At 42.9% G+C, this 23,435-nt stretch carries 18 protein-coding genes; 14 read left to right on the top strand and 4 right to left on the bottom strand.

The features are described 5' to 3' along the window. Nucleotides 1-13 precede the first annotated feature (13 nt). A complete protein-coding gene (locus ACFOWS_RS15165; RefSeq protein WP_379766292.1) occupies nucleotides 14-3,085 on the top strand; it encodes a WD40/YVTN/BNR-like repeat-containing protein in 3,072 nt (1,023 codons plus the stop codon). Here the strand turns inward: ACFOWS_RS15165 and ACFOWS_RS15170 are convergent. Together ACFOWS_RS15170 and ACFOWS_RS15175 are read right to left on the bottom strand one after the other, a co-directional pair. Next, nucleotides 3,082-3,903 (bottom strand): ZIP family metal transporter, encoded by an 822-nt coding sequence (locus ACFOWS_RS15170; RefSeq protein WP_366586374.1) that lies wholly within the window; start codon nucleotides 3,901-3,903, stop codon nucleotides 3,082-3,084. The two genes, ACFOWS_RS15165 and ACFOWS_RS15170, sit on opposite strands and share 4 nt — an antisense overlap. Next, a complete protein-coding gene (locus ACFOWS_RS15175; protein WP_366586371.1) occupies nucleotides 3,903-4,559 on the bottom strand; it encodes a metal-dependent transcriptional regulator in 657 nt (218 codons plus the stop codon). The genes ACFOWS_RS15170 and ACFOWS_RS15175 overlap by 1 nt, the downstream gene beginning before the upstream one ends. Before the next feature lie 75 nt (nucleotides 4,560-4,634). Here ACFOWS_RS15175 and ACFOWS_RS15180 point away from each other — a divergent pair, with 75 nt between their 5' ends. The 6 genes from ACFOWS_RS15180 to ACFOWS_RS15205 all read left to right on the top strand — a co-directional run bounded on the left by ACFOWS_RS15180 (nucleotide 4,635) and on the right by ACFOWS_RS15205 (nucleotide 11,849). Continuing rightward, the gene (locus tag ACFOWS_RS15180; RefSeq protein ID WP_379766296.1) at nucleotides 4,635-6,908 is read left to right on the top strand and encodes a TonB-dependent receptor; all 2,274 of its coding nucleotides are present in this window, start codon (nucleotides 4,635-4,637) and stop codon (nucleotides 6,906-6,908) included. 49 nt (nucleotides 6,909-6,957) lie between these two features. Continuing rightward, complete coding sequence (locus tag ACFOWS_RS15185; protein WP_379766299.1) at nucleotides 6,958-7,452, top strand: DinB family protein; 495 nt, start codon at nucleotides 6,958-6,960, stop codon at nucleotides 7,450-7,452. Between the two features lie 85 nt (nucleotides 7,453-7,537). Then, nucleotides 7,538-8,404 (top strand): inositol oxygenase family protein, encoded by an 867-nt coding sequence (locus ACFOWS_RS15190; RefSeq protein ID WP_379766302.1) that lies wholly within the window; start codon nucleotides 7,538-7,540, stop codon nucleotides 8,402-8,404. Beyond that, nucleotides 8,405-10,009 carry a solute:sodium symporter family transporter gene (locus ACFOWS_RS15195; RefSeq protein WP_379766305.1) on the top strand — a complete coding sequence of 535 codons (1,605 nt, stop codon included), beginning with the start codon at nucleotides 8,405-8,407 and terminating at the stop codon, nucleotides 10,007-10,009. 161 nt (nucleotides 10,010-10,170) lie between these two features. Further along, entirely contained in the window at nucleotides 10,171-10,641 is a 471-nt protein-coding gene (locus tag ACFOWS_RS15200; protein ID WP_379766308.1) for a hemerythrin domain-containing protein, read from the top strand. A 65-nt stretch (nucleotides 10,642-10,706) separates the two neighbouring features. Continuing rightward, nucleotides 10,707-11,849, top strand: a complete 1,143-nt coding sequence (locus ACFOWS_RS15205) for a lycopene cyclase family protein (protein ID WP_379766311.1) — start codon at nucleotides 10,707-10,709, stop codon at nucleotides 11,847-11,849. Here ACFOWS_RS15205 and ACFOWS_RS15210 read toward each other — a convergent pair. Beyond that, on the bottom strand, nucleotides 11,846-12,829 hold the full coding sequence (locus ACFOWS_RS15210; RefSeq protein WP_379766314.1) for a polyprenyl synthetase family protein: 984 nt from the start codon (nucleotides 12,827-12,829) through the stop codon (nucleotides 11,846-11,848). The two genes, ACFOWS_RS15205 and ACFOWS_RS15210, sit on opposite strands and share 4 nt — an antisense overlap. Before the next feature lie 174 nt (nucleotides 12,830-13,003). On the opposite strand from ACFOWS_RS15210, the gene ACFOWS_RS15215 reads away from it, so the two are divergent. From ACFOWS_RS15215 to ACFOWS_RS15240, 6 genes are all read left to right on the top strand, one after another. After that, the gene (locus ACFOWS_RS15215) at nucleotides 13,004-13,549 is read left to right on the top strand and encodes an RNA polymerase sigma factor (protein WP_379766317.1); all 546 of its coding nucleotides are present in this window, start codon (nucleotides 13,004-13,006) and stop codon (nucleotides 13,547-13,549) included. Nucleotides 13,550-13,551: 2 nt separating this feature from the next. Further along, complete coding sequence (locus ACFOWS_RS15220; protein ID WP_379766320.1) at nucleotides 13,552-13,980, top strand: hypothetical protein; 429 nt, start codon at nucleotides 13,552-13,554, stop codon at nucleotides 13,978-13,980. 218 nt (nucleotides 13,981-14,198) lie between these two features. After that, complete coding sequence (locus ACFOWS_RS15225; RefSeq protein ID WP_379766323.1) at nucleotides 14,199-14,804, top strand: TetR/AcrR family transcriptional regulator; 606 nt, start codon at nucleotides 14,199-14,201, stop codon at nucleotides 14,802-14,804. Continuing rightward, on the top strand, nucleotides 14,805-16,136 hold the full coding sequence (locus ACFOWS_RS15230; protein ID WP_379766326.1) for a TolC family protein: 1,332 nt from the start codon (nucleotides 14,805-14,807) through the stop codon (nucleotides 16,134-16,136). Between the two features lie 22 nt (nucleotides 16,137-16,158). Beyond that, nucleotides 16,159-17,334 carry an efflux RND transporter periplasmic adaptor subunit gene (locus tag ACFOWS_RS15235; protein ID WP_379766329.1) on the top strand — a complete coding sequence of 392 codons (1,176 nt, stop codon included), beginning with the start codon at nucleotides 16,159-16,161 and terminating at the stop codon, nucleotides 17,332-17,334. Nucleotides 17,335-17,345: 11 nt separating this feature from the next. Continuing rightward, complete coding sequence (locus ACFOWS_RS15240; RefSeq protein ID WP_379766332.1) at nucleotides 17,346-20,855, top strand: efflux RND transporter permease subunit; 3,510 nt, start codon at nucleotides 17,346-17,348, stop codon at nucleotides 20,853-20,855. Between the two features lie 70 nt (nucleotides 20,856-20,925). On the opposite strand, the gene ACFOWS_RS15245 is transcribed toward ACFOWS_RS15240, so the two are convergent. Continuing rightward, a complete protein-coding gene (locus tag ACFOWS_RS15245; RefSeq protein WP_379766335.1) occupies nucleotides 20,926-21,276 on the bottom strand; it encodes a toxin-antitoxin system YwqK family antitoxin in 351 nt (116 codons plus the stop codon). 378 nt (nucleotides 21,277-21,654) lie between these two features. On the opposite strand from ACFOWS_RS15245, the gene aspS reads away from it, so the two are divergent. Further along, on the top strand, nucleotides 21,655-23,403 hold the full coding sequence (aspS, locus tag ACFOWS_RS15250; protein ID WP_379766338.1) for an aspartate--tRNA ligase: 1,749 nt from the start codon (nucleotides 21,655-21,657) through the stop codon (nucleotides 23,401-23,403). Nucleotides 23,404-23,435: the final 32 nt, after the last annotated feature.

The raw sequence follows: 23,435 nt of genomic DNA on the forward strand, positions 1-23,435 counted from the left end.
AATGCTTACTTGTTTGCTCTCACTATTGCTTATCCAAACACAAAATGCCCAAAATACCGTAGCCGTTGACACTAGTTTTTACAGCGGTTTTGAATGGCGTAACATTGGCCCCAATCGTGGAGGGCGGTCTTTAGGCTGTCCCGGAAGTCCATCTAGACCCTTCGAATATTACTTTGGAGCCACCGGAGGTGGACTCTGGAAAACCATTGATGGCGGAAATACATGGTCTTGTGTTACGGATGGGCAAATTACAAGTTCTTCCGTGGGTGCGGTGGCCGTGGCAGAGACCAATCCCGATGTGGTCTATATTGGCATGGGTGAGACCCAGCTGCGCGGAAGCATTACACAAGGCGATGGGGTTTACAAAACCACCGATGGTGGAAAAACCTGGACCCATTTGGGACTTGAAGAAACACAGGCCATTGCCCGAGTTCGTGTGGACCCGACCAACGAAAATATTGTTTATGTAGCCGCTCTTGGGCATCCTTATGGAGACAACCCAGAACGTGGGGTTTTTAAAAGTACCGATGGTGGGAAAACGTGGAAGAAGGTTTTGTATGTCAGTGATAAAACCGGGGCTGCTGATTTGATCATTGACCGGAATAACCCCAATGTGCTCTATGCCAGCACTTGGCAGGTATACCGAAAAGCTTGGAAAATGTGGGGTGGTGGACCTGAATGTAAATTGTGGAAATCCACAGATGGCGGTGAAACTTGGACCGACCTTACCCAAAATCCCGGAATGCCCAAAGGCCCTATCGGAAAAATTGGGGTAACCGTATCCCCTGTGGATTCCAACAGGGTTTGGGCCGTTGTTGAAGCCAATGAAGGTGGTGTTTTCCGTTCGGATGATGCAGGAAAGACCTGGGAATTGACCAACAATGAGCGTAAATTGAGACAACGGGCCTTTTATTATTCCAGATTGGTCGCAGACCCCAAGGATAAGGATGTGGTCTATGGATTGAATGTGGATTTCTATAAATCCACAGATGGCGGAAAAACGTTTGATGTGGAAATTGAAGTCCCTCATGGAGACAATCATGATCTGTGGATTGACCCCAATAATCCAGATAGAATGGTCAGTTCCAACGATGGGGGTGGAACCGTAAGCATCAATGGCGGAAAAACATGGACAGCGGAAGACTATCCTACTTCGCAATTTTATCATGTGATGGCCACAAGTGATGTACCTTATCACGTAGTGGGCGCCCAACAAGATAATTCCACCTTGGCCATACCAAGCGATGGTTGGGACTTTATGCAGGCCAGAGGGCCTAGCCCCGATTGGTATTATGCCGTTGGGGGTGGCGAAAGTGGTTGGATTACCCAAAGCCCTACCGATCCAGATATTTTCTACGCTGGGAGCCAAGGTGCTTTGCTCACCCGCTATGACCGGAGCAATGGCCAAATCCGGGACATTCAAGTGTACCCTCGGTTTTTCTCTGGGGAACCTGCAAGTGCTCTACCAGAACGTTGGCAATGGACCTTCCCCATAATGTTCGCCCCTAAGGACCCGAATGTGATGTACACCTGCTCCCAACATGTTTGGAAAACCACCAATGATGGTCAGACGTGGGAGAAAATTAGTCCAGACCTCACCTATGCAGACCCCGAGACCTTAGGCAAAACGGGAGGGGTGATCACCAACGATATGAACGGCCCTGAAATCTATGCGACTGTATTTGCACTGGCGCCTTCCAATCATGACATTAATACCATTTGGGCAGGATCGGATGATGGAAAAATCCATATCACCCGTGACGGGGGAAAAAATTGGACGGACATCACTCCTTCAAATCTTCCAAAGTATTCAAGGGTAAGTATCATTGAAGAGTCGGTTCATAACCCAGGCACCTTGTACGTGGCCGCCAACCGCTATCAGGTAGATGACCGCGAGCCTTATGTTTTTAAAACACATGATTACGGAAAAACTTGGACCAAAATCATTGATGGAATAGCACCGGGACACTTTGCCCGTGCCATTCGTGAAGATCACCAAAGAGAGGGGTTGCTCTTTTTGGCGACGGAACATGGGGTTTATTTTTCCATTAATGCCGGGGCCCAATGGCAATCCCTTCAATTGAATTTACCGGATACCCCCATCCGAGATCTAGTGATCAAGGACAATGATGTGGTATTGGGATCCCACGGAAGGGGATTTTGGATTTTGGACGACATTCAGCCTTTTAGAGAATATTCCGAAGAGCTTCGGAAAAAGAAATACACCTTGTTCAAGCCAACCGATGCCATCCGTGGAATTTATGATGCCACTTTTCAATACCATCTTCAGGAACAAGTGGACACCATTACCTTTGAGATTTTGGATGCCAATGGTGACCTCATTGATTCATTTGGGGGCAATCAGCCTAAATATGAAGAGAAAGCCGAATCCTCTTGGTGGGGCGGAAACGATAGTACCAAACCGACCACGGCGAAAGGATTGAACAGTTTTACATGGAACCTTCGTTATCCAGGCCCAACAACTTTTGATGGCATCATTATTTGGGGCGCCAAGGCAGATAGAGGCCCCAAAGCACCGTTGGGCACCTATACCCTACAGATGAAGATAGGAGATGAGGTTGTGCAAACCGCTCCGTTTAAGATTACCCTAGATCCCAATTTAGAAGGGGTTACCGCCGAAGACCTTCAAAAGCAGTTTGAACTGGCTTCCAAAATCACCAAAAAAGCAACCATTGCCAATGAAGCCGTGATACAAATTCGGGAAATCCGAAAGCAACTGGACAGTTTGGGCAAAGGTGTTTCAAGCAGGGCGTTTAAAAAATTGTCTGAAGGTTTTATGGCAACTTTGACTGAAATCGAAAATGATTTGTATCAAACCAAAAACCAATCAGGCCAAGACCCATTGAATTTCCCCATAAAGTTGAACAATAGGTTGAATGCTTTACAGCGGAGTATTGAAACTGGCGATGCCAGGCCCACCGATGGTGCCTACAAAGTATATGATGAGTTGGTAAAGGAATTGGATGGCCACATGGCCAAACTCAACAACACTTTGGAAAAAGAGCTTCCCAAGGTGAACGCACTTTTAATGAAAGCCAATGGCTCTAAAATTATTGTGGACTAGCCCAAGCCAACATCCAAAATCATCATAATGATAAATCCACCGATAAAACCCATTGTGGCAATATCGGTGTATTTGTCTTGTTGGGTTTCGGGAATCACTTCTTCTACCACAACAAAAATCATGGCTCCGGCAGCAAACGAAAGTGCATACGGCAATATAGGCTCAAAGGTCAATACTGCCCAAGCGCCCAAAACACCAGCTATGGGTTCCACTAGTGCAGATGCTTGGCCGTACATCCAACTCTTTCTTCGGCTTAGGCCATGCCTGCGCATTGGAACTGCAACGGCAAAACCTTCTGGAAAGTTTTGCAACCCGATACCCAAGGCCAACGCAACGGCCCCGCCAATAGTGGCGCCCTCAAAACCTGAAGCTACACCTCCAAAAAGCACCCCAACGGCCAACCCTTCAGGAATGTTGTGCAAGGTAATGGCCAGTACCAACAGTGTGGTGCGGTGCCAAGGGGTCTTCACCCCCTCGGCCTCGTCCATCTTAAAATTGATGTGCACATGGGGCAAAATTTTATCCAGTCCAAAAATAAAGCCTGCTCCCAATAAGAAGCCGACAGCCGCTGGAATTACCTTAACAAAACCGTCACCAGGGCTCATTTCGATTCCAGGTGCCAACAGACTCCAAAAACTCGCAGCGACCATTACTCCTCCGGTAAAGCCCAACATTCCATCCATCAAGGCCCGATTAGGACTTTTGAACAGAAACACCAACCCTGCCCCAGCAGCGGTCAATCCCCATGTAAACAGTGTGGCATACAAAGCTGCCAAAATGGGATCTATTTCTTGAAAATAGTGTATTACTTGTTCCATCAGTCGTTTCTTTTTACAAATAAATTAGATGCGATTTGATGGGAAATGCGAAGTTCATTCCCCTCCATTTCAATATGAAGCGATTGGTCAAAATCCTCTATGTCCAAAATCTTTATGGTCTTGCCCAAGGCAATACCGTTTTTATCCAAAAACTTTAAAAAGGGGGCCGAGGAATCCTTAACACCCACACAAACTCCTTTGGAATTGATGCTCATATCACTGAGTAATTGTTCGTCCCGTTCTTGAAACTTTCCATCTTTGGTGGGGATGGGGTCTCCATGGGGATCATACTTGGGAAAATCCAAAAGTGCATCAATCTTATCTATCAATTTTTCACTTTTAATGTGTTCCAACTGCTCGGCTACTTCATGGACCTCATCCCAAGAAAAATCTAATTTCTTCACCAAAAAAACTTCCCACAACCGATGTTTTCGGATGATTCCCAATGCTGTCTTTGTACCTAATTCGGTAAGGGAAACTCCTTGATATTTTTTATGGTTCACCAACCCCTTTTCAGCCAGTTTTTTGGCCATATCGGTCACGGAAGACGGTTTGGTTTCCATTTGCTCCGCAATGGCATTGGTGGTTATGGGAGCGGAATCATTGCCTCCCAAATGAAAAATGGTTTTCAAATAGTTCTCTTCGGAACGGGTCATGAAAAAAATTTTTTCAAAAATACATTTTTATTTGTCAAAACCAATTTTTAGTTTTGTCTAAATTTAATTTTAAACATGTTGAAATCAATTTGTACATATATCTTCATTCTATGCCTAGCGGCGTCTAGCAGCAATTGCTTTGCCCAATTGGCTTCCATTAGCGGAAAGGTAACTGAAAATGGTGAAGCTCTACCCTTGGCCAATGTGCTTCTAAAGGGAACCGAAATGGGAACAGCAACGGATATTGATGGTTTATTTGAATTGACCAATATTCAACCTGGTGATTATACGTTATTGGTGACCTCATTGGGATACCTGCCCTATCAAACAAAAATCAGCGTGCAAGCCAATGAGTCCAAAACCATCAACATATCGCTGGAACCTTCGGCCCAAAGTTTGGATGAAACCGTGGTTACAGGTACCTTAAAGCCGGTAAGTAGGCTGGAAAGTCCTGTGCCAGTAGAGGTCTACTCCCCCACCTTTTTGAAAAAGAATCCAACAGCCAGCGTGTTTGATGCGCTCCAAAATGTGAACGGGGTGAGACCCCAAATCAATTGCAATGTGTGCAATACAGGGGATATCCATATCAATGGCCTGGAAGGTCCTTACACCTTGGTCCTCATTGATGGCATGCCCATTGTAAGTGGCCTAGGTACGGTGTACGGCCTTACGGGCATCCCAAACTCTCTTATTGAACAAATTGAAATTGTAAAAGGCCCAGCTTCCTCGCTTTATGGTAGCGAAGCCGTTGGGGGCTTAATCAATATTATCACCAAAAATGCTCTGAGCGCGCCGGAATTTTTTGCCGATGCCTTTGCCACAGGGTGGGGTGAGTACAATTTGGATATTGGAAGCAAAATCGATATCGGAAAAAAAACAGACCTCCTGTTGGGGGTTAATTATTTTAATTATGACAATCCTATCGACAACAACGGCGATAACTTTACCGATGTCACTCTTCAAGATCGAATTTCGATCTTTCAAAAGTGGGATTTTGAACGAGAGAATAGCCGGTTGTTCTCTTTGGCAGGGCGTTTTTTCTACGAAGACCGATGGGGTGGTGAAATGCAATGGACCCCAGAATTTCGTGGTGGGGATGAAATCTATGGGGAAAGCATCTACACTCGACGATGGGAAGTACTTGGAAAATATCAATTGCCATTTGAAGAAAAAGTCCTTCTTTCATTTTCATATAACGACCACAATCAAAACTCGGTTTATGGTGACACCGAATATTTGGCGGACCAACGCATAGGCTTTGCACAATTGACATGGGATAAAAAAGCCGGTGTCCACGATTTGTTGTTCGGGAGTGCAGTGCGATACAATTATTATGATGATAACACTCCTGCTACCACCGAAGCCGATAACATCTGGATTCCGAGTTTATTTGCACAGGATGAAATAAAATTTGCCCCAAAGCATTCTTTTTTGGCAGGGCTACGCTATGACTATGATAAGCGTCACGGAAATATTTTTACACCACGGGCGGCCTACAAGTGGAAAGTGTCCGACAACGACATCTTTCGGTTGAATTTTGGAACAGGTTTTCGAGTTGTGAACTTGTTTACTGAAGACCATGCTGCTCTCACAGGTGCACGAGAGGTTATTATCGCAGAAGAACTGAAACCAGAGCGCTCCGTAAATGTCAACCTCAACTATTTGAAGAAAATCTATAGCGACAATGGAACTTTTATTGGTTTGGATGCCTCTGCGTTCTATACGCATTTCTCCAATGTTATTCTACCGGATTATGATACAAATCCCAACCAAATTATCTATGATAATCTGGATGGAAAGTCAGTTTCACAAGGTATCAGTGCCAATTTGGACATCGCTTTTCCCAACGGATTCAAGGTTATGGCCGGTGCTACATGGCAAGATGTTAGCAGTACTGAGGATGGGGTAACACAACAACAAATCCTTACGGAAAGCATTACCGCCACCTGGGGACTTACCTATAGCTTCCGACCGATTGACTTAACCATTGATTACACGGGAAACTTGTATGGCCCCATGCGCTTGCCCCTGTTGGGCGAATTGGATCCCCGACGGGAATATTCCCCAACTTGGAGCATCCAAAACATTCAGTTCACGTATAAAGGGTTGGACAATTTTGAAGTATACGGCGGGATTAAAAACCTGTTGGATTGGACCCCTAATCGTGGTAACCCTTTTATTATTGCCCGTGCCAATGATCCTTTTGATAGAGAAGTTACTTTCGACAACAATGGCAATGCAGTAGCCACACCCAACAACCCTTACGCCCTTACGTTTGACCCTGCTTATGTGTATGGGCCCAACCAAGGTATTCGTGGGTTTTTTGGATTGCGATACACCATCTTCTAAGATGCTAAAAGTTTGGTTATCTTGGTAAGACTGTTTCAAAAACTATCCAATGAAAGTAAATCAGCTTAAATCCATTCTATGGAGTCAATTTGGAGCAAGTATTGATATGTTGCACAATGCCATTTCCCTATGTCCAGAAAAGGTATGGGACAATGAAAAAAAGTTTTGGTACAATGCCTATCACTGTATCTTTTTTTTGGATTACTATCTGACTCCCGATCCCACCAATTTTGCTCCTCCCCTTCCGTTTGACGAATCTGAATTTGAGGATAGAATGCCCTCTCGTACCTATTCAAAGTCAGAAATTCTTGAATATTTGAGGTATTGTAGGGAAAAATGCAAGACACTCATCCATGGGTTAAACCAAGAATCTGTTCAACAACATTGGATCAACCAATCAAAAACCATGGATTACAATGTGGTTGAAATTTTACTTTATAACATGCGCCATGTTCAGCACCATGCCGCTCAGCTCAATCTTTTGCTTCGACAAGAAATTGACGATGCTCCAAGGTGGGTTCGTCATGCAAAAGATATCGTATAGGTGGCAAAGTGCTGTCCCTTTAGCTTTTAAGCCAAAAAAAAGTTACTTTTAAGGCAATAGGTCGCACACCCTTAATTTGCAAAAGATGAAGCTAAACCCAAAACAAAAGAAAGAAGCCCATGATATGATGGAGCTTTGGGAAGACGATTTGTTGGAGCGTTATCCTGAAAAACCCAATAAATCCAAAGAAGAGTTCCGAAACTACGACAACCCCGTCCGAGACACGGTAAAGGAATTCTATCGGATGAACCATAGTTATCAGACCTATGATTTTGTCGTTGAAAAGGAAAAGGAGTTCCTTTCGCTAAATCGCAAAGAAATGGGACTCTGGGATGCCGTGGAATATCTTAATACTTTGGTAGACGATTCCGATCCAGATATTGACTTGGACCAGACCCAACACCTTTTGCAAACCTCTGAGGCCATTCGTGCGGATGGGCAACCGGATTGGTTTGTCCTCACAGGATTCCTTCACGATTTGGGTAAAGTACTCTGTCTGTTCGGTGAGCCACAATGGGCCGTGGTAGGAGACACCTTCCCGGTGGGCTGTCAATTTTCGGACAAAATTGTCTATCCCGAATTCTTTACTTCCAATCCTGATATCAACAACGAGCAATACAACACCAGGTTGGGTGTGTACAAAGAAAATTGCGGTTTACGCAATGTGCATATGTCTTGGGGACACGATGAATACCTGTACCACGTAATGAAGGATTATCTGCCCGAGGAGGGGCTTTATATGATTCGTTATCACAGCTTTTATGCCCAACATAGGGAACATGCTTATGATCATTTGATGGACAAACATGACCATGAAATGTTCAAGTGGGTGAATAAATTCAATCCGTATGACTTGTACACCAAGGCACCGGTAAAACCCAACGTAAAGGAACTACGTCCCTATTATGAGGATTTGGCCGCTAAATATCTGCCCGATACGATTCGGTTTTAGATGGTACAATTCATCAGTTTTTTTGTTTTTACGGCCTTTGTAGCTGCCTACTCCAGCTGGAAACTCAGAAAGGATAAGCTTTCCACCCAAGACGGGTATTTTTTAGGTGGACGCAGCCTAACTGGAATCATCATTGCAGGGTCCTTGCTATTGACCAACATCTCCACCGAACATTTGGTGGGCATGAATGGTGATGCGTATAAGCATGGTGGAATTATCATTGCTTGGGAGGTCACATCGGCCTTGGCATTGGTAGCTGCCGCCCTGTATTTTGCCCCTCGTTATTTGAAAATGGGACTCACCACCATCCCTGAATTTTTAGAGAAACGCTTTGATGGACTAACCCGAACCATCATTGCATTTTTGTTGATTATTTCCTTTGTTTCCACGCTGTTGCCTATTGTGCTATATTCAGGAGCAATTAGTATTGAGCAGATTTTTGACATTTCTGGGCTATTGGGCATCACCCAAAACGAAGGGCTTTGGCTAACCGTGGTCACCGTGGGTTGTATTGGTGCGGTCTACGCCATTTTCGGCGGATTAAAAATGGTGGCCTACACGGACACTATCAATGGTTTTGGACTTCTGATTGCAGGCATCTCCATTCCTGTTTTGGCACTTTGGAATATTGGCGATGGAAACATTCTGGAAGGGTTGCGACTAGTTTTTGAAAAAGCCCCCGAAAAATTCAACGTCATCAGCAATGAAGTTTCTGTAGGTGAAGGTTCCCGCGACGCCATTATGCCGTTTGGGGTGTTGTTCACTGGATTGATTATCAACCAGCTCTATTTTTGGACGATGCACCAATCCATTATCCAGCGGGCTTTGGGTGCGGTCAATTTAAAAGAAGCCCAAAAAGGATTGCTCTACACCGGTCTGCTGAAAATCTTGGTGCCGCTCATCATTGTCCTCCCAGGCATCATTGCTTATTACTATTTTAACGACACGTTTTACGACCAAAAGGAGTTGGTCTATCCAAGCTTGGTAAAAAAGGTCCTGCCCTTCTGGATGACAGGCTTTTTTGTAGCCGTGTTAATGGGAGCTATTTTAAGTACATTCAACAGTGCTTTGAACAGTGCGGCCACCATTTTTAGTTTGGGCATCTACAAAAGATACGTAAACAAAAATGCCAGTGAAAAACGGTTGGTCCACATGGGTAAGGCCACATCGGCCCTACTGGCAATTTTTGCCATTGGCATTGCCCCGTTCATTGCCCATGCCCCACGAGGACTATACCAATTATTGCAACAGCTAAATGGTATCTTCTTTATTCCGATGGCCACCGTGATTCTTGCTGGTTTCTTTTTGCCCAAGGTTTCTGCTAAAGGAGCCAAAGTAGGGTTGTTGTTTGGGTTGATTTTCTATGTGGTTACCAATTTTATCTTGAAGGTAAATGTGCACTACGTACATCTTTGGGGCATTGAGTTTGTCTTGAATATTCTTGTGATGCTGCTAGTATCTCGCTGGTCTCCACGAGTCAATACGTTTAGTATCACAGATGTTGGGGGGGTTGATGTTACCCAGTGGAAATATGCCAAAGGTTTCAGTCTGATTTTGGTATTGGCCACTTTGGCCGTATATGTGCTTTTGGGGCAAGTGGGTTAACTTAGTTATCCCACCTATTCCTTTTCGTTTTTAAAAGTGTTAAGTTGGATTTAGACAATACCTTACTGTCAATACGTTTCCGCCAAAAATTTGATCATTTGGGTTAATCATTTTTAGGTCTTACGCTTAAATTCATTTTAAACTTAAAAACACGAGCTAAAATGAAAATTTACGAGGCTATTAAAAAGGACCATGATGTTCAAAGAGATTTATGCAATAGACTAAAAGATACTTCGGGAGACTCCAAGGAAAGAAAAAAACTCTGGATAGCCCTTAAAAAAGAACTGGAAGTACATGCCCTTGCCGAGGAGCGCTATTTTTATTCACCATTGATAGATACCGACGAAATGCAGGAAGATGCTCGACATGGTATGGCCGAGCATCATGAAATGGATGAACTGATCGAGGAGCTTACCAACACTGATATGAGTTCTCCCCATTGGCTGGCGACCTTAAAAAAGTTGGCGGACAAGGTAGAACATCATTTGGAGGACGAAGAAGAAGATTTCTTTGTTAAGGCTAAAGATTTGTATTCTGAAAAAGAAGCGGATTCTTTAGCGACAAGTTACGAGGCCACCATGGAGAAATATCGTAAAACATGGCCGGACTCCATCCCAGGAAAAGAAGAGTAAACTCTAAAATTCCAGTAGCAAAGCAGTTTTCCTTTTCCTAAGCTTGCTTTGCTTATTTTTGATTTATGTCCCATTACGACTATATCATTTTAGGTGGCGGTGCTGCTGGGTTATTATTGGCTGATGCCTTAGGGAAGGATGAATTCTTTGCCTCCAAAACTATTTTGATACTGGATAAAGATGACAAATCCAAAAATGACCGTACATGGTGTTTTTGGGAAAAAGGTATAGGTGATTTTGATGATTTAGCCTACAAAACCTGGGAGTCGATTTACGTTGCTGGGCAAAAATTGGACAAATCTACTTCCGTTGCCCCATATACGTATAAAATGCTTCGGGGCGTTGACTTTTACAATCACTATTTACCAAAGGTAAAGGCTTATCCGAACATTACTTGGATTCAAGAGGAGGTTACCCAAATCGAGGAAAGAAAAAATGAAGTTTTGGTGAGTACAGCATTCCAAAAATTTACAGGACAAACGGTATTTTCTAGCTTGTATGACCCTTCCATCCCTTTAAAACAAGATAAATTCCCTGTTTTACAACAACACTTCCTAGGATGGCAAATAAAAACCGAACAGTCGGTATTTAATTTTTCTAAGGCGACCTTCATGGACTTCTCTGTACCACAAAAAGGCAATACGCGCTTTATGTATGTGCTTCCATTTTCTGAAAATGAAGCCTTAGTGGAGTACACGCTTTTTTCAGAACATCTTTTGGAAAAAAGTGACTATGAACAAGCCATCAAAAAATACATCAAAGAAAAATACAATGATACTCCCTACACCATCCAAGAAACAGAGTTTGGCACTATACCCATGACCTGCTATCCCTTCCATCAACACAATACGGAGCGGTTATTTTATATTGGGGTCGCTGGAGGGTGGGCCAAACCAAGCACCGGCTTCACCTTTTATCATACCAGTCAACAGATAAAACGTTTGGTTAAACATCTAAAACAAAACAGACCACTTACCCAGTTTTATAAGAAGGGTCGCTTTCGGTTTTACGATATGCTTCTGTTGGATATCCTTTATAAAGACAATCACTTGGGACAATCTATTTTTGAATCGCTATTCCAAAAAAGAAAAGCTTCCCTGATTTTAAAGTTTTTGGGAAATGAATCCAACCTATGGGATGAATTGAAAATAATATCTGCGCCGCCACCCAAACCTTTCTTGAAAGCTTTATGGAAAAGACTATTTTAAACGTTGCGCTGCATTAGACTTTTTCCAAATTGAAGTAAAGCCTGCTTATTCGCTTCGGGAAGATTCATTTGGTCCAAAGTGGCAAATGCTTTTTCTGTATACTTTTTGATTTCAGCCTTGGTTTCATCAACCGCACCACTTTCTTCAAAAATTGACTTTACGGTTTCCACTTTGGCAGTAGAATCTTCGGGTTTAATAGAATACAGATGCAACAGCCCTTCACGGTTTTCCCAGGATGCATTTTCTAGCGACTTCAAGTACAAAAACGTCTTTTTGTTGACCATGATATCGCCTCCAACCTGTTTCCCAAAAGTCTTAGGGTCTCCAAAAGCATCTAAATAATCGTCCTGTAGCTGAAAAGCGATACCTAAATTTCGCCCAAACTCGTAGATAGCATCTGCATCTGAATCCGACGCATTCGCCACAATGGCCCCCATTTTCATAGCGGCTGCCACTAAAACCGAAGTTTTGTACTCAATCATTTTTAGATATTCTGGGATGGTAACATCATCGCGAGTTTCAAAGTCAACATCGTACTGTTGGCCCTCACAAACCTCAATGGCCGTTTTGCTAAAAAGGATGGTCAGTTTTTTAAATACATCTGGTGGGTAGCTTTCAAAAAACTGGTAGGCCAAAATCAGCATGGCATCCCCAGAGAGGATTCCTGTGTTCAAATCCCATTTTTCATGAACCGTGGTCTTACCTCTTCGCAACGGGGCATCATCCATAATATCATCATGTACCAACGAAAAATTATGGAACATCTCAATGGCCAGAGCGGCATCCATAGCTATTTTTGGGTTTGCTCCAAAAAGCTCGGCAGTCATTAAAGTAAGTATGGGCCGCATGCGCTTCCCTCCCAAACCTAGTATGTATGTAATGGGTTCATATAGATTTTGAGGTTCACCAAAATTGGTCCTCGATTCTAGGTATGAAACAAAGAAATCCCTGTATTGCCCAATGCTATTTTTGTCTGCCATGGAATCAAAAATACATTCAAAAACTCTAAAAATAGTATTCTCCCATAAATCCCTGAAAAACAAAAGCATCCAAGAGGTCCATTGTACATCCTAAAAAAAAGTTGCACAAAAAATGCAATAGATTTGAAATACTTCGTCTTTACAGGTGAAGCACACAACCAGTCCCTTATTTAAATGGCCGCCAAAACGGAGAATAGAAATAACCTGACCACATTTTTCAATGAAGAGTACTATTCATTGAGGTCTTATGTGCAGTCCAAAATTCAGGATACCTCTGAGCGTGATGCTGAAGACATTGTGCAAGATGTTGCGTTACGAGTGTTCTCAAAGGCGGATGACATTTTGCCCATCAACAATATTGGGGGTTTTGTGTACAGCGCTATACGAAACCGAATCATTGATATTATGCGTGGCAGAAAAGAGCGCAAATACTCCAGTGACGACATTGATCGTCAATGGCAAGACTTTGCCGAGCTCTTTTATGGAGACGCCGATAATTCATACTCTCCAGAAATGGAGCAGGCATTGAAAAATGCGGTAACCGAACTAAAACCGGTTTATAGGGACATCATCATCGCCATCGACTTCGAAGGTTACACCTATAAAGAGATAGCCATAAGAACCGGTATATCCACGGGAACATTGATGTCTAGAAGGCATCGAGCGATGTCATTGTTATTAAAAAATCTAGAAAATATAAAAGAATTTAAAAGCTTGTAACTATGGAACATTCAAAAGACTTTGAGAAAAAAATTGAGCGAAAAATGGAGCACTATGTAAAAAAGGTGGTCAAGATAATTGCCATGGTCATCTTTGGAATCGCAGTTTTTCTGCTGGCCAATTATGTGCTCATGTGGTTATGGAACTGGCTCATGCCCGATTTGTTCGGATTATCCACCATAACCTACTGGCAAGCTCTGGGCATCTTTGTAATTGCCAAGCTTTTATTTGGTTTTGGTGGCGGGGGCAGTGGAAAAAATAGTGGCAAATCCCGTCACAAAAAGAAGTTTAAAGCGACACATCGATGTAGCACCATGCGAAGAGACTTTGAAGAGTGGAAACACTACGAGCAATTTTGGAAGGAAGAAGGTGAAGAAGCTTATAAAAATTACGTAGAACGAATCAAAAACGATAATCATGATACCGAGTAAAAAGAACATCATTCAAGAACGCTACAAGCGTCAGTACAAATCCTTTTTTTGGAGTTTACGATCAAAAAACACGATTCAGTCCAAAAAAGATTTCCATTATCGTCAATATATAGTTGGATGGAGTCATTAAAAATGGCTCGCCCCTCCGTTAAATAATTGTAAAACCTTGGAAACTATTTTTGTTTTTAAAGTTTCCTGAGTTACTTTTGCCGCTCATTATGAGGGAGAAGATTATACAAAAGGCAACGGAGTTGTTCTTAAACTTAGGTTTTAAGAGCGTGACCATGGACGATTTGGCCAATGAGATGGGGATTTCAAAAAAGACGATCTATTCCCATTTTCAGAATAAGACAGAACTGGTGGAAGAAAGCACTTCAAATCTGTACTGTGTTATTTCAGGTGGCATCAATGAGATTATAGCACAGAAAAAAAATCCAATTGAAGAACTCTATGAGATCAAAAAATTTGTAATGCTGCATTTAAAGGACGAAAAATCATCCCCCCAATACCAACTGCAGAAATACTATCCCAAAATTAGCCGAACCTTAAAGCAACGGCAGTATGAGGTAATGCTTGAGTGCGTCAAGGACAATGTCAATCGCGGTATGGAAATGGGCATTTACCGCGATAATCTCAACGTGGAATTCATATCTCGAATTTATTTTTCGGGGGTGAGTTGCATTAAGGACAATGAACTTTTCCCCGTTCAGATTTTCTCCATGCCACAGCTAATGGATTATTATCTAGAGTATCACCTCAGAGGCATTGTAACTCCAAAAGGAAGAAAAATACTAAACTCAATCATCAATTCAAATCAAGAATAAATGCGAACAACCCTAATCAGCCTATTCGTTTTATTACCGTGGCTTGCATCAGCACAGGACACCATTCCAAGTTTCAGTTTGGATGAAGCCATTCAATACGCGCTGGAACATAATTACAGTGCCATGAACGCTTCACGGGACATCGTGGATGCACAAAAACAGAAATGGGAGACCATTGCGACCGGGCTTCCCCAAATTTCCGGAGCCGTTAGTTATCAAAACCAGTTAAAGCAGCCTGTATCACAGATTCCAGCCGAGTTTTTTGGCGGCGAACCTGGAACCTTCCAAGAAGTAGTCTTTGGGCAGCCCCAATCCATGGCGGCTTCGGCCACGTTAACCCAACAAATCTTTGACGGGTCATACATTGTAGGGGTCCAAGCCACTAAAACATTTTTAGACTACAGTCAGAACAACAAGGAAAAAACAGACCTTGATGTGAGAAAGGCCGTGGTGGAAGCCTATGGAAATGTACTCTTGGCACAGGAAAGTGTTTTGATCTCTGAAAAGAACAAAGAAACCTTGGAGAAAAACCTGTATGAGACCAAACGCATCTATGAAAACGGACTGGGTGATGAAGAAAGCGTGGACCAATTGCAGATTACGCTTTCCTCTGTAGATAACCAGTTGAAAAATGCCCAACGTTTGGAAAAGATTACGCTACAAATGCTCAATTTGGTTTTGGGCCTTCCCACCGAAACCCCAACGGTTTTGACTGAAGACCTCGATATCCTTACCCAAAAACAAATTGATTTGGGCCTATTGCATACTGATTTCAATATTGAAAGCAATGTGGACTATAAAATGGCGGTCAACCTCAACGAACAGCGATTTCTTGAATTGAAACTTGCCAAAAGTCGGGCCTTGCCCACCCTCAATGCATTTGTGAACTACGGCGGAAACTCTTTCAGTGACCGATTCAATTTCTTGAGTAGCGGACAGCAATGGTTTGGTTCCTCCGTTTTAGGCGTTGATCTTAACATCCCTATTTTTAGTTCGTTGGGACGAAGCGCCAGCACCCAACGGGCCAAAATTGCCCTTGAAAAGGCAAAAACCCAACTTACGGAGGCACAGGAACAGATACGGCTTCAGTTGGAAAGTGCTAAAAGTGATTACATTCTTGCCGTTGAGCAGTATGGCACCTCAAAAGAGAACCTTGAACTGGCTGAACGTATTGAAACCAAAAATCAAATTAAATATACTGAAGGTCTGGCCACCAGCTTTGAGCTACGACAGGCACAAACCCAGCTCTACACCAGTCAACAAGAATATTTACAATCCATGGTTGATGTCATAAACAAGAAAACCGAACTGGAAACTATATTAAATCAATAACAACAACGAAAACCATATCATCATGAAAAAAATACTATATATAACCTTAACAGCAGTAGTTTTGGCTTCTTGTGGGGGTGGGTCCAACAACTCAGTCGAGAATGTCATCGCCAGTAACGACATAGGGGCCATTAGAGCCAAACAAGCAGAGATTTCCAAGGAGCAAAAAGCTTTGGAAATGAAGCTTAAATCATTGGATTCTGCCATTGCTGTTTTGGACGATAGCGCAAAGTTGCCACTGGTCACAGCAATCGAGGCCAAACCTCAAAAGTTTGACCACTACCTAGAACTGCAGGGCGATGTAATGACCAAACAAAATGTACTTATTTACCCCGAAATGGCCGGAACACTATACCGTGTCTACGTTAAGGAAGGCCAAAAGGTAAGCAAAGGACAGCTACTTGCCTCCATTGATGATGGTGGCCTTTCAAGCCAATTGGCACAATTGCGTACCCAAGAAGAATTGAGCAAAACCACTTTTGAACGCCAAAAAAGACTTTGGGAACAAAATATTGGTTCTGAAATACAATTCTTGCAGGCCAAGACCAATTATGAGTCTCAACGGAGTGCGGTAAAGCAACTGGAAAGTCAAGTTGCCAAATCTACCATTAGAGCGCCCTTTTCCGGAATCATTGATGATGTTATCAAGGACGAAGGTACTGTGGTATCTCCAGGTCCCGGTTCTGAAGTGTTCCGAATAGTAAACCTATCCAATATGTACATTGAGGTGGAAGTGCCAGAAAGCCACCTCACCAATGTTACCCCGGGCAAGGATGTTAAGGTGTATTTTCCTGTTTTGGGAGATAGTGTTAGCACCAAGATAAGGCAGACCGGTAATTTCATCAATCCTGCGAACCGCTCGTTTACGGCTGAAATTCCAGTGCCAAGTCATGATGGCAAAATAAAGCCCAACCTTACGGCAAGGGTCATGATCAATGATTATACAAGCGAGGATGCCATCTTAATCCCCCAAAGTATTGTTTCTGAAAATGCAGATGGGGAGCAGTATGTCTTTTTGGTGGATGCAGATTCTATTTCAACTGATCCCGTGGCCAGAAAAGTAGTCATTGAAACTGGCAAGACCCAAGGGGATTATGTAGAAGTACTATCAGGAATTAATAGTGGTGACGGCATTATTGATGAAGGGGCCCGAAGTGTAAAAGAAGGGCAAAAAGTCAAAATAAAGAACAATATATAGCCAATCAAATTATGAGCAAGCAGAAAAAAAGCGTAGATAAGGAATTTAGGCTGTCCTCATGGGCTATTGACAACAAAACAACCATGTATGTGTTGATTGCTGTCATTCTTTTCCTGGGAGCATCGGCTTATTTCAGTATGCCTAGGGAAAGTTTCCCTGAAATTAAGGAGACCAAAATTTACATCAGCTCACTATATCCCGGGAATACTGCTGAGGATATTGAAAAACTGATTACCGATCCCATTGAGGATGAACTGAAAACAGTAAGCAATGTAGTGGAAATCACCTCAACATCACAGGAAGATTATTCCATGATCATTGTGGAGTTCGATGAGAAAATAAGTGTGGAAGCCGCCTTGCAAAAGGTTAAAGATGAAGTTGATTCCAAAACAGCTGGTGAGGACTGGCCTACATTTAATGGAGCTAAGGTGGAACCTAATGTTTTTGACCTCAGTATGTCCGAGGAAATTCCCATCCTCAACATCAATATTTCAGGTGATTATCCTGTGGACAAGCTCAAGGAATATGGCGAATATCTTGAAGACGAAATTGAAGGACTTCAAGAAATAAAGCAGGTTGACATCCGTGGTGCCCAAGAAAAAGAGGTGGAAGTTGCCGTGGACATTTACAAAATGATGGCCGCCAAAGTAAGTTTTAGCGATATCATCAACACCATTAGCAATGAGAACATGACCACTTCTGCAGGTAACCTGATCACGAGTGGGCAGCGAAGGACTATTCGAATTATTGGTGAAATTGATGAACCAAAAGACCTTGAAAGTTTTGTGGTAAAATCGGAAAATGGCAATCCTATTTATTTAAGGGATGTTGCCGAAATCACTTTCAAGGAGGAGGACAAGACCACCTATGCCAGAGAATACGGTGAACCTGTAGTGATGCTCGATGTTAAAAAACGGGCCGGGAAAAACATGGTGGCCGCTGCTGAGCAGATTCAGGTAATTGTGGATGATGCGCTTAAAAATGTATTTCCGCAAGACCTAAAAGTTACTATTGCCAACGACCAATCTTCCAAAACCATTGGGCAAGTGGACGATTTGGTGAACAACATTATTTTCGGGATTATCTTGGTGGTGACCGTATTGATGTTCTTCCTTGGCTTTAAGAATGCCCTTTTCGTTGGTTTTGCCATACCCATGTCCATGTTCATGTCCCTAATGATTTTGAACACCTTGGGCTACACCATGAACACCATGATTCTCTTTGGGTTGATTATGGGATTGGGAATGTTGGTGGACAATGGTATTGTAGTTGTGGAAAACGTTTACCGATTGATGGATGAAGAAGGCATGTCCAGAATTGAAGCGGCCAAAAAGGGTATAGGGGAGATTGCGTTTCCCATCATTATTTCTACCTTGACTACTGTTGCGGCCTTCGTTCCGCTTGGATTGTGGCCCGGTGTTATGGGCCAGTTCATGATCTATTTCCCCGTTACCCTTTCCGTGGTATTAGGATCCTCACTTTTCGTGGCCATCTTCTTCAACTCCGTGTTAGTGTCTCGGTATATGACCACTGAAGACAAAGAAATGCCTTTGAAGAACATTATAAGGATCACTTCAATTGTAGGCGCCATTGGTCTGTTGATTATCATTTTTGGCGGAAGCTATCGAGCCTTGGGCTCCGCTATGGTCTTAACGGCCATCATGCTTTGGGTGTATCGTTTGTTCCTACGAAATTGGGCCAATGGGTTTCAAAATAAAGTGCTTCCTCGATGGGAAAGTTTTTATGAAAGAATTCTTCGCCGGGCTCTGTCCGGGAGAAAACCCATTTTCATTGCAGTTGGAACATTTGCACTTCTTTTGATTGCTTTTATGGGCTTTGGGGCATCCGTTGGCAGCCAACGGACCAAGGTGGAGTTCTTTCCGGACAATACCCCCAACCAGATTATTGTTTACATAGAATATCCAGAGGGAACTGATATTGAAAAGACCAATACAATTACCAAGGAAATTGAGCAACAGGTCTACGATATTGTCAATTCCGATGCTTACGAGCACGGGGATTATAATTTCTTGGTGGAAAGTGCGGTCTCACAGGTAGGTGAAGGTGCAGGCAACCCCCAAACCGATGGAGGTTCTGCTGCCGAAATGCCCCACCGCGGAAAGATTACGGCTACCATGCGCGAATACAAATATCGTGAAGGTGCAGACAGTAATGAGTTACTTCGCAAGGTTCAAGAAGCCCTTAAGGATGTGTACCCCGGGGTGGCCATCTCGGTAGAAAAAGATGCAGTGGGCCCACCGGCGGGATATCCCATCAATATAGAACTCGAAGGGGATGATTATACTGATTTGATCAATACCGCCGAGCAAATGCGAAACTTTATCAATTCAAGAAACATTCCCGGGATTGATGAGCTAAAAATTGATGTAAACAAATCAAAACCCTCCATGTTGGTGGCGGTGGACCGGAAAAAAGCTGGAGAATTGGGTGTTGCCACTGGCCAGGTTGGGCAACAGCTTCGTAACTCCATTTTTGGAGCAAAAGCGGGCATTTATAAAGAAGGTGGGGAAGATTACGACATCTATGTTCGTTTCAATGAAGAAAACCGCTATAATACCAGCGCCATCTTCAACCAACGAATCACGTTTAGGGATGCCTCCAACGGGCAAATCAAGGAAGTGCCGGTATCTGCTGTGGCAAAACAAGTGAACAGCACTGGGTTCAGTGCCATTAAACACCGCGATACCAAACGTGTGGTAACCGTATATTCTGCTTTGGCTCCAGGCTATACAGATGCAGGCGCAATTGTCAGCAAGATTCAAGATGAAATGAATGATTTTGAAGGACTTCCATCCGGTATAAAAATTGATTACACTGGCCAAATTGAGGAACAGAACAAACAAATGGCCTTTTTAATGGGTGCCTTTTTTACTGGACTTGGTCTTATTTTCTTCATTTTGATTTTCCAGTTTAATTCAGTTTCCAAGCCCGGCATTATTATGCTGGCCATATTCTTGAGTTTGATTGGGGTATTTGGGGGAATTGTTGCCACAGGAAGTGCGTTTGTAATCATGATGACCATGATGGGTATCATTTCCTTGGCAGGTATTGTGGTGAACAACGGTGTGGTGTTGTTGGATTACACTCAACTCCTCATTGACCGAAAGAAAGTGGCCCTTGACCTTGAAGAAGATGACCTATTAGATCCCGAAGACTTTAAGGAGGCTGTGGTAAAAGGCGGAAAAGCGAGGTTGCGACCTGTATTGTTGACCGCCATCACTACAATTTTAGGATTGATACCATTGGCCACAGGGTTCAATATTAACTTCTTTACATTGATGAGCGAATTCAATCCCAACATTTACTTTGGGGGAGACAACGTAATCTTCTGGGGACCATTGGCCTGGACCGTGATTTATGGGTTGCTGGTAGCCACCTTCCTAACACTGATTGTGGTACCCATCCTATTCAGCTTGGTCTACAGGATTAAGTTGAGGATTCAACGGAGGAGAAACAGGAAGGAGGAAAATAAAAAGGAAGAGCTAAACATGGCTGCGTAAATCCTGACATTTCTAAAAACAAAAAAGCCCCGACCATTTGGTCGGGGCTTTCTTTTAAACACTGTTGTACTTAAAGGTCAACGGAAACAACTTCAGAATTGTTCCAATTTTTTACACTGACAATGCGATTATCGGAAAAATCCACTTCTTTTAAGATATCACCTTCCCAAAAGAACCATTTGCCAACTCTTGTTCCATTTTCATACGTGCCAGAGGCAAGCTTTTTACCATCTGCATCATACATCAGCCACTCGCCGTGTAGTTTACCTTTCATTAAATAGCCAGTTTGGGCTATTTCACCGTTTTCGTGAAAATATGTAGCTTTTACCATTTTCCCCACTTTTTCCAAAGTCGGTTCTATATCTTGTGGATACATACAAACCGAAAACATCACTGCTAAAATAAATATTGCTTTCTTCATAGTCTATGGGTTTATAAAATCAATCTTTCTTAATCAATAACGATACAAATGTATTTAAATTTTACATTAAATAAATATTTATGTAACATTTAATTTACATTAAGTTAACATTAAGGTGGTAAATCACTGTTTTATAGTATATTGATTTAAAATAAAACAAAACAACAATCAACGTTTTATCGAAGAAATTGATCATTTTTTGGCATAAGTACCCCTCAATGTAAAATTAAAGTTAAGAAAAAGTTAGATGAACATCATCCAATAAAATCATAAAGTTTAAATTGAACACACCAAAAAAATACTCTTCAAGTAGAAAATCCCTTTATCTAACCCTAGATTTCGGTATTCCTATTAAATTTGCCCTCCAGAACAAATAAGATGTACAGAAGCAATACTTGTGGGGCTCTGAGAGCTTCACACATCGGGTTAGAAGTTGTATTGAGCGGTTGGGTCCATAAACTGCGAGACAAAGGTTTTGTGGCATGGGTTGATCTACGTGATCGCTATGGCATTACACAGTTGGTTTTTGATGAGGAAAGAACCTCAAAAGAGCTCTTGGAAAAAGCCCGGGAACTTGGTCGTGAAACCGTCATCCAAGCTAAGGGGCAGGTTATCGAACGAGCCTCCAAAAATCCAAATATCCCTACGGGAGAGATTGAGGTCTTGGTCACCGAACTCACCATCTTGAACAAATCCCTTTTGCCTCCATTCACCATTGAGGATGACACCGATGGCGGCGAGGATATCCGCATGAAATACCGCTATTTGGACATCCGAAGGAATCCGGTAAAAAACAACCTCATCTTCAGGTCCAAAGTAACCATGGAGGTACGCAAATATCTTTCCGATCAGGGTTTTATTGATGTGGAAACTCCGTATCTCATCAAATCCACCCCCGAAGGTGCAAGAGATTTTGTGGTTCCCAGCCGAATGAACGAAGGCCAGTTTTATGCATTGCCCCAGTCGCCCCAGACCTTTAAGCAATTACTGATGGTGGGCGGTATGGACAAATACTTCCAAATTGTAAAATGCTTTCGGGATGAGGATTTACGTGCTGACCGTCAACCTGAGTTTACCCAGATAGACTGCGAAATGGCCTTTGTGGAGCAAGAAGACATCCTCAACACTTTTGAAGGGCTTACCAAACATCTGTTGAAAGAAATAAAAGGTGTGGAAGTGGAAGAATTTCCTAGAATGACCTTTGATGATGCTATGCGCTTGTACGGCAATGACAAGCCCGACATCCGTTTTGGAATGCAATTCGGGGAACTGAACGCTGTGGCCCAACACAAAGATTTTAATGTCTTCAACTCAGCTGAATTGGTAGTGGGTATTGCCGTTCCCGGAGCTGCAGAATACACTCGAAAAGAAATTGATGCGCTTATCGATTGGGTAAAACGGCCCCAAGTAGGAGCCAAAGGCATGGTTTATGTAAAATGTAACGAAGATGGCACTTTTAAATCTTCGGTGGACAAGTTCTATGACCAAGAGGATTTGGCCAAATGGGCAGAAGTGACCGGAGCCAAACCGGGCGACCTAATTTGTGTACTTTCCGGAAAGACGAATGAAACAAGAGCACAACTAAGCGCTCTCCGAATGGAACTGGCAACAAGGCTCGGGCTTAGAAAACCAGATGAGTTTGCTCCATTATGGGTTGTAGACTTTCCGTTGTTGGAACTTGATGAAGAAACCGGCACTTATCATGCCATGCATCACCCGTTTACATCGCCAAAACCCGGTCAATTGGGTCTCTTGGAGACCGACCCTGGTACCGTTAAGGCCAATGCCTACGATTTAGTACTAAACGGAAATGAGATTGGTGGAGGTTCCATCCGTATCCATGATAAACAGGTACAGGCAACCATGTTCAAACATTTGGGCTTTACCCCCGAAGAGGCCAAGGCCCAGTTCGGATTTTTAATGGATGCTTTCCAATATGGTGCTCCACCCCACGGAGGTATTGCCTTTGGCTTAGACCGATTGGTGGCCATTTTGGGAGGACAGGAAACCATACGCGATTTTATTGCCTTCCCAAAAAATAACAGTGGCAGGGATGTTATGATCGATGCACCTGCTCCCGTTGATGATGAACAGTTAAAGGAGCTGCACCTAAAGTTGGACCTTTAAAAAATATGTCAATCCCGCCAAACGCGGGATTT

The sequence above is a fragment of the Flagellimonas marina genome, assembly GCF_042651185.1.
GTDB classification, from domain to species: Bacteria; Bacteroidota; Bacteroidia; order Flavobacteriales; family Flavobacteriaceae; genus Flagellimonas; species Flagellimonas marina.